8 protein-coding genes and 2 tRNA genes are annotated in these 7,047 nt (G+C 59.8%); 7 read left to right on the top strand and 3 right to left on the bottom strand.

Translation table 11 applies throughout. The annotated features are described in order from the left end of the window. The first annotated feature begins 237 nt into the window (after nt 1-237). Entirely contained in the window at nt 238-741 is a 504-nt protein-coding gene (locus NKI15_RS25525; protein WP_023704340.1) for a toll/interleukin-1 receptor domain-containing protein, read from the top strand. After that, complete coding sequence (locus NKI15_RS25520) at nt 738-1,097, top strand: hypothetical protein (RefSeq protein WP_023704339.1); 360 nt, start codon at nt 738-740, stop codon at nt 1,095-1,097. Before NKI15_RS25525 ends, NKI15_RS25520 begins: the two co-directional genes overlap by 4 nt. Before the next feature lie 42 nt (nt 1,098-1,139). Here NKI15_RS25520 and NKI15_RS25515 read toward each other — a convergent pair. Beyond that, a tRNA-Val gene (locus NKI15_RS25515) sits at nt 1,140-1,215 on the bottom strand. A 218-nt stretch (nt 1,216-1,433) separates the two neighbouring features. Here NKI15_RS25515 and NKI15_RS25510 point away from each other — a divergent pair. Continuing rightward, a tRNA-Asp gene (locus NKI15_RS25510) sits at nt 1,434-1,510 on the top strand. A 45-nt stretch (nt 1,511-1,555) separates the two neighbouring features. Here the strand turns inward: NKI15_RS25510 and NKI15_RS25505 are convergent. After that, nucleotides 1,556-2,743 carry a site-specific integrase gene (locus NKI15_RS25505; protein WP_352887322.1) on the bottom strand — a complete coding sequence of 396 codons (1,188 nt, stop codon included), beginning with the start codon at nt 2,741-2,743 and terminating at the stop codon, nt 1,556-1,558. Between the two features lie 73 nt (nt 2,744-2,816). After that, nucleotides 2,817-3,026, bottom strand: coding sequence for a hypothetical protein (locus NKI15_RS25500; RefSeq protein ID WP_156932495.1), 210 nt, complete (start codon nt 3,024-3,026; stop codon nt 2,817-2,819). An 884-nt stretch (nt 3,027-3,910) separates the two neighbouring features. Between NKI15_RS25500 and NKI15_RS25495 the strand changes: the two genes are divergently transcribed. From NKI15_RS25495 to NKI15_RS25480, 4 genes are all read left to right on the top strand, one after another. After that, a complete protein-coding gene (locus NKI15_RS25495) occupies nt 3,911-4,087 on the top strand; it encodes a hypothetical protein (protein ID WP_023708898.1) in 177 nt (58 codons plus the stop codon). 408 nt (nt 4,088-4,495) lie between these two features. Continuing rightward, the gene (locus NKI15_RS25490; protein WP_023708899.1) at nt 4,496-4,780 is read left to right on the top strand and encodes a hypothetical protein; all 285 of its coding nucleotides are present in this window, start codon (nt 4,496-4,498) and stop codon (nt 4,778-4,780) included. 1,235 nt (nt 4,781-6,015) lie between these two features. Continuing rightward, nucleotides 6,016-6,315, top strand: a complete 300-nt coding sequence (locus tag NKI15_RS25485; RefSeq protein WP_023669226.1) for a DUF1236 domain-containing protein — start codon at nt 6,016-6,018, stop codon at nt 6,313-6,315. A gap of 324 nt (nt 6,316-6,639) precedes the next feature. Further along, nucleotides 6,640-6,933 carry a helix-turn-helix domain-containing protein gene (locus NKI15_RS25480; protein WP_081726104.1) on the top strand — a complete coding sequence of 98 codons (294 nt, stop codon included), beginning with the start codon at nt 6,640-6,642 and terminating at the stop codon, nt 6,931-6,933. The last annotated feature ends 114 nt before the right edge of the window (nt 6,934-7,047 follow it).

Below are 7,047 nucleotides of genomic sequence, written 5' to 3'. Positions count from 1 at the left end.
GACGACCTGCGCGAGCACAAGAAGCTCGCTCTGCGCCAAGCCGCATGACCAGCATCATGGCCGCCCCATTTTGCAGAACTTGACGCACACAACCGCGAAGGGCCGGTGCATGTGTCCTCTGGCGAGACGTGAAACGGACTGCATCCGCAGTAATGGCCAGTCTGTCGCCAGACTAGCTGCGAGGTCACCGCTCATGCTACTTTGGGGCCTTCTCGTTGATGTGGGAAGAGGCAGGCCTTGCTTGGCGACGTATTCATCAACTACCGACGGCAGACCGATTCCGGCGTGGCGGGCCGCGTCTACGATAATCTGAACCGCGCGCTTCCTGATGCATCCATCTTCATGGACGTCGACAAGCTCAACCCCGGCGATGACTTTGAGGTGGCGCTTGCCCGCAGTTTGGCCAGCTGCAAAATCATGCTGGCGATCGTGGGGCCGCAGTGGGCCGCGCTTACCGATGAGCAGGGCCAGGTTCGGCTGGAGTCCCCCGACGACTTCGTGCGCAAGGAGATCCGTACGGCACTCCAGGCTGGGGTGCGCGTCATCCCCGTGCTCGTCAACGGCGCCAGCATGCCAAAGAAAAGCGCCTTGCCACCCGATCTGCAGGACTTGGCCAAGCGTCAAGCCATGGAGGTCCGCCACGAGCGCTTCAACGACGATATGGCGGCGATTGCGTCGGCGATAGCGAGCCAGCGGCGCGGCGGCCGAGGCTCTGGCTGCTGTACGGGCTGGTCGCGATGATCGCGCTCGGCATCGGCGGGACAACGGTGGCGTTGTGGCCGAGGCCCTCCCCTTTGCCGTCGCCTATCGAGCCCGCAGCGATCGAGGCCAAAGGGTGCAAGGAAGGATTCGTCTGGCGATCGGCGATCTTCGGCGACAGCGTGTGCGTGAGTCCTGCCGACTACGGCGAGGTGCAGGCGCAGAATGCCAATGCCCGCAACAATCGTTCGCCGACCGGCGGACCTTACGGCGACAGCACCTGCCGCGACGGCTACGTCTGGCGTGAAGCGTTCGAGAGCGACTTGGTCTGCGTCACCCCTTTCGAACGCGACAAGGCCAGGAAGCAGAATGCCGACAACGCATACAACCGGATATGAGACCGTAACTCCGGGCAAGCACCGATTTATCAAGAAATTGAGTGGTGGGCGATGACGGGCTCGAACCGCCGACATCTTCGGTGTAAACGAAGCGCTCTACCAACTGAGCTAATCGCCCGCTCCGGCCGGACCTTTAAGCGGTCGGAACCGGCTTCGCAAGGCCAAATGAACAGCCGCGAGCTTAGCCGCACAGTGGTTTTCGCAGGCAAAGTGCCGCCCGTCAAAAAACCTTCTCCTGTTTGCGTTTATGCTGTCCAGCTGCGCTTGACACCCGGTGGCGAACCCCTTATCCACCGCCCCAACGACGAACACGGCTGACACGTGCTCGTCCAATGCGCGGGTGTAGCTCAGTTGGTTAGAGTGCCGGCCTGTCACGCCGGAGGTCGCGGGTTCGAGCCCCGTCACTCGCGCCATTAATTTCAAGGGGTTAGCTACCGCCCCTTGAAAAGTTTCAACTCTCATTCTGCGGAGAGTTTCAACTTTCTGTATTCGTTCCGTTCCAGGCCAAGCAGCTTTCTGCCCTTGCGGCGGCTGGCATCGGCTGAGCGGACGGCGGCCAGATTGACCGGCATATAGGTCTTCTGCAGCCCCTTGTTCCCGTCGATCGAATTGCCCATCTTGGCCGAGATTGCCTCGACCGACGCGCCTCCGGCATTCGCCTCGACCGCGCCGGAACGCCGCATGTCCATCAGCCGCCGCTTCTCCGATGTCCCGAACACCAGCGTGCGCAGATCGGCAAAGTCGTCGACCAGAGAATCCTTCGTGTAAGGCACGCCGGCGCGCGGCCGGCCGCCCTTCGGGCCCGGCGCGAAACCGCGCGAGCGAAAGATCGGCGCATCGTCAAGCAGGGTGACGCCTAGTGATTCGACATAGGCCAGCACCAGGCGCTGCGTGCGTGACGACAGCGTGCCGACAGCCGCCTCGCCACTCTTGCTGCGTGCAATCAGAAAACCCCATTCCTGTGCTGTCTGCATTGCCTGCGCCGGTGTGAGCGTGCGCACGTCGACGGGTGAGAAGCTCGTGTCCCACGCAACGGCGATGATGCAGGCCAGTCCGCGGTAGCCGGCGCGCCAGGCGCCCTTGACCATGCGCACCGCCTCGCCTGCCGTCCAGGTCTGGTGGCGCGGTGGTGGCGTCTGGCGGCGGATCGCCTGCGATGGGTCGGAGCCGGGCGGGCATAGCTTCATGCCGGCCATGACATTATAGAGCGAACGCCACGTCTTTACGGCACGGTAGGCGATGTCGACACCTTTGACCCGCAGCAGACGGCCATACCAGTCGTCGAGCAGCTCGAGGGTGATGTCGGCTGGCGGCAGGTCGGCGAAGTACGGCTCGATGAAGGTCCAGCCGCGCTCCCGATCCTCGCGGGTGCGCGGTGGCTTGCGCGTCCATGCATCCATGCGGCGATAGCGTGCAAAGGCGTCTCCGATGGAATCCTTTGGCCATACATGCAGGCGCGACGGCTCCCTGCCCTTGCGGAGTTCCTGCCAGCGGTCTTCCCACTCCCGGGCTATCGTCCAAGCCTCAGGCCCGTCGATTCCACAGGAAATGCATCTGAAGCCAGCTTCGACCATCTTCGGCGTCGGCAGCCAGTAGCCGTATTTGCCCTTACGGATGACGTAGTGCTTCAATTTGATCTTACCCAAGGATCGCCAGCCTCGCTCTTGCAATGTCAATGCTAGACTGCGCGCCGGATCCTGATCCTGCAAGACCCGAGCGTTAATCGAGCCAGGCGTCGATCGCAACCATGTCGTAGTTGCCGGTGATTGGGCAGGCCTTGGGAAAGCCTTGATCCTGCAACGCGGGCAGAAATTCCATGAATTCCCGCAGCGTCAGGTGGAGATGACGCGCCGCCTTGATCGCCGGCACCAGCCGTGGTTGTACCGGGAAGCGGATAGATGACGGTTGTAATGTGTGGGTTTGGCTCATGGCACCAAAACTCTATCCACCGTCCATCGGGCAGCGGATGGGCGCCTTGTCGTTGGGCGGGTGTGAATCTCGCCCGTGTAAGCACCTCCGCCGCATAGCATGAGATTTTCCTACTCCATGATCTCGTTATTCCTGCATCGAGGGGGAATGAGGCTTAGAATAGCGGCCTTTCTCCCCCATGCCTATTCATCGAATCCTTAATCGCAGAATCGGCAGCCACAGAGCGAGAATACTTGTAATCGGCGGCTTCGAAGCCGCTACGCCCGGCCAACCCAGCATCGCCATGACAGCGTCTGGCTTGTGCGTAGTCAGAATCGCACCCTGTGCTCTGGCGAAATCACCAGCCTTCAAACGGCACCCTCGTTTGGGGCGGCGGCCCGGCGTCTCGCCTGCGGCGTCGCCATGCTGACGCTCCTTCGGCGCCGGTTAGCTGATTTCACGGTCACGAACTTGCTTCGGCAACGAAATGGACACCGCGCCGAAGCGGGAGTTCGAAGCTCTAAGCGCCATACAGCGGGCTCGTGATGCCGACGATTGCGACATCACCGAATTTGCCGTTCCTCTCCGACCCGCCCGCCCGATCGACACCCAAGCACACTGCCTTGTGACGTCACCTCAGGGCATACCTTGATCTTTTCAGCGATTACCCGTCGGCCAAGGCATCTGTTTTGAAATTCGCTTGATGGCGTCCCTGCCCTTGCCGTTCGACTCCGTCCAGTCCTTGTCTGTCAATTTGTTGCGACGAGAGCTAGTCCCCCTGTCGTGCTGGTCGGTCTCGTCTCATGTCGTGGCTCTGCAAAAACCGTAGCAGCATGTTCGCAACCTGTTCACCCATGTTGATTTCACGAGTTTCCGACTGTCGGCATATAAGAGGGAGAGGTCCGATGGATTTCATGTTGATGGTGAACATTGCCGGCGGCATCCTTCTGGCCATCGCAATCCCCTCGGTGTGTCTCGTCGGATGGCTGTTTTACCGTTCGGGATCGGGACAATTGAGAGGCGAAAGCTGTGACAATGAAAAGCCCGCCACCGTGAGCCAGACCAGAAAACTCGTATTTTAGCACCGACGAAACAAAGCTCGCTATTCTGCGTTGAGGCTCGTCGAACAACGGAGCTTCACGAATGGATCCGGCAACTGCAGCTGTGATGATTTTGCTTTCTTGCAGTCCCGCCCAGGGAGTCTGCAAGCCACTCGATACATCACCGGCCATGTTCGGATCCCTTGACACATGCCAGTTGGCGTTAGCCGTGAGGCTCGAGGGCGCTCCCAACGGGGAGATCGTCGGGCGATGCAGTTCGATCGACCCCTCCGCTACAGGTTCCGTTCCAGCCGGGTATAGCACGATTGTCGTCACGCGGGGCACAGGGGCGGGTGCGGTGAGCAGTCGCTACATCGTGCCGCACAAAAACTGAAGCCAGTCCACCGTGAGGCAGCGGGCTATTCATTCTCGACCGGACAATTATAGGCCTTGCCCTCCCTCTATGAAGCCATAATCGGCATCGTTGGCTTCGCGCTCGTCGTCCGCTTCGCCATCGTCGTCGCCTTTCCTGTCATTGGTCCCGGTGACTTCGATGCCACTGGCCAGACAGGGTTCGAGATCCGGGTCGGGCTCTACGAAGTCGAGCAGCTACATCAGGCGTTCTTCATCATCGATCGAGCGACGGACCGCCATGTCCGAAAGGCAGAGGTTCGTGGCTGGATAGCGAAGAATCGCACACGGCTTTCCCTCATTCGCATGGTTCGCAGAGATTAGCATGATCGCCTACTCTCATCTCGTCCGGCGTCGTCTGCCTCAAAGCAGCGCCGGTAAGGCTCGGCGCCCTTCTTGGTTTCTCCCCGTATGTCAAAAGGAGGTCGCCGGGCCTTACCAGGCCCCGCTGCTCATCGCTTGCGGGGTGTCCTGATGGCTGAGCTTGGCCCGTGGCCTAACGGCCAGAACCAAACGTTCCGAAAAGCTTTCCCAGGCTGGCGGCAGCCGAAGGGCTGCACAAGAGGGATCGTCAGACCGCTCCTGGCGCACCACAGCGACACCACCAAGCTGTAAGTCAGGTCCATCGGCGCTGCTGATGAGTGCCCTCAGATGGATTGCGTTTGCCACGAAAAAGGAATCGTACCGGCCCGTTCTCAGCACGTCAGCCGGAACGGGCCATGGGCAGAAGCAGCCGACTAGCTAAAATCGCAAGACGACCGAAGGACCACGTCGGCGATAGCACCGGACCCGACGGCGCCCGTGTCGCCAGTAACTACGGCAGACTCTTCTCCAGCCCCGCCGGCGGCGGCGCCGGTGGTAGTAATCTGGGTCGTAGTCTGGGTCGTAATCTTGGTCGTAGTAGCGCCGATGGTTGACCGGCTCCACTTCCGCGTGAGTACCTTCGTTGTCGAAGGCGTCTGGCGCGTCGAGTTCTTCGAGAATGCCGCTTTTGGCCGCTGGAACACCGGCCAATGCGTTGATAGGCCGGACCGCGCTTGCAAAGGCTGCTGCCCCTGCAACGCCAAACATCGCTGTCAAAAAGGATCGCCGATCCATAGTAAACCTCCCAACTTACATGAGCTGAACGAAGCGCCCCGCCTGCTGAAGGAGCAGGCCCAGCGCACGGTAAAATAGAGGATTCGCCAGCCGCTCAAGCAACTCGCGAATCCTATCAGCGCAGGAAGGGACCTGGCTGCGCCGATCCAAGACATGTCAGCTAAGGACGACCGCCATTACCAGAAAGGTAACGGCTGTTGCAAAAATCGGTGCGAGCAACCATCGCGCCTGGCCAACACTTTGATCCATTTGTTCTCTCCCGTTGTGGAGAACCAACAACCTGAAGCCCTAATCCGTTCCGCCTAGTCCAAAGGTAAGACCATTGCGTTGTACGGTCGGACTTTAGACCAATCGGATTAGACAAAGGTGCGTAGGCGGGAACGTTTACCCCGGTTCAAAGTTGGTTGCCGGGCAGTGCGGGACGATGATCGTCGTGTGCCGGTCCTTGCAGGAGAGAAGATATGAAGATGCACTTTGTGAACACCGCCGCAGCCATGTTGCTCTTGGCGGGGATCGGCTCCGCCGCCGCTGACGACATTATCATCCAGCCGGAACAGGACACGGTCATCCGTGAGTATGTCAAGAAGCAGCCCTTGGCTTCGGTGAACCTTCCCGGCGTGGAATTGAACGTCGGGACAGCTCTGCCGGAAACTGTGGAGATCCACGAGGTCCCGAACGTCAAATACCGTTACGTGGTGGTCGACAACCGCACGGTCCTGGTCGATCCGGGCACCCGCAAGATCGTGAAAGTTTACGACTGAGATTTCGAACGAACCCACGCTCGCCACCCTTGGGTGGCGAGTGTGTGCATTCAAACGCTACTCAGCCGGACAAATTCAAATTGCCACTCAGCTGGACAATGAACATGACGAACCCTGAACTCGAGAGGACGCAAGCCCTGGTTGCCCGCTTGGCTGATCTCCAAGCAAGAATGCAGGCAGCACGTCTTGTTGGAGCCGAGGTAACAACCGTCCGAAAGGTTGCAGCCATAATCGATGACGGCTTGCGACAGGCCGGCCTCACACCGTTAGAAATCGCAGAAGGTCAAGAGGAACAGTTTAGCGATACTAAATGTTCGACTGGCTATGGACAGCCGAACCCTACTCTCAGCAGATCAAGTCAGAGCAGCACGAGCCCTATTGAACTGGCCGCGTGTGCGACTTGCCGCCAAGGCCAATCTTAGCGAGATGGTGATCAGCGCTTTTGAGAACGGATACAGGAAACCGCGTCCCCACAACATCGCCGCCATCCGCAAAGCGTTTGAGGATGCCGGAATCGTTTTCACCGTCCAAGGCACTCCATCGTTAACCCGCTCAGAAGGTGATAGCGGACTAGCCGCCGATAATAGACGGTGGCGCGGCCGGGAGAAAAAAGGATAAAGGGGGAAAAGCCCGTGTACCCTCTGCACCCGATCTCTAAAGCGGCCGCTAACCACCCATTATGTCGCTCTACGGGATTGCTTTGGCGGACTGGCCACGTCACTTCCGCCATAC

The sequence above is a fragment of the Mesorhizobium sp. M0862 genome (genome assembly GCF_040319795.1).
Taxonomy (GTDB): Bacteria; Pseudomonadota; Alphaproteobacteria; order Rhizobiales; family Rhizobiaceae; genus Mesorhizobium.
This window is presented reverse-complemented; position numbering and strand designations above follow the sequence as displayed.

Coding starts and splice junctions, on each gene's coding strand:
- NKI15_RS25500 (WP_156932495.1), bottom strand. CDS start 3,026: ATGAGCCAAACCCACACATTACAACCGTCATCTATCCGCTTCCCGGTA.
- NKI15_RS25480 (WP_081726104.1), top strand. CDS start 6,640: ATGGACAGCCGAACCCTACTCTCAGCAGATCAAGTCAGAGCAGCACGA.
- NKI15_RS25485 (WP_023669226.1), top strand. CDS start 6,016: ATGAAGATGCACTTTGTGAACACCGCCGCAGCCATGTTGCTCTTGGCG.
- NKI15_RS25520 (WP_023704339.1), top strand. CDS start 738: ATGATCGCGCTCGGCATCGGCGGGACAACGGTGGCGTTGTGGCCGAGG.
- NKI15_RS25495 (WP_023708898.1), top strand. CDS start 3,911: ATGGATTTCATGTTGATGGTGAACATTGCCGGCGGCATCCTTCTGGCC.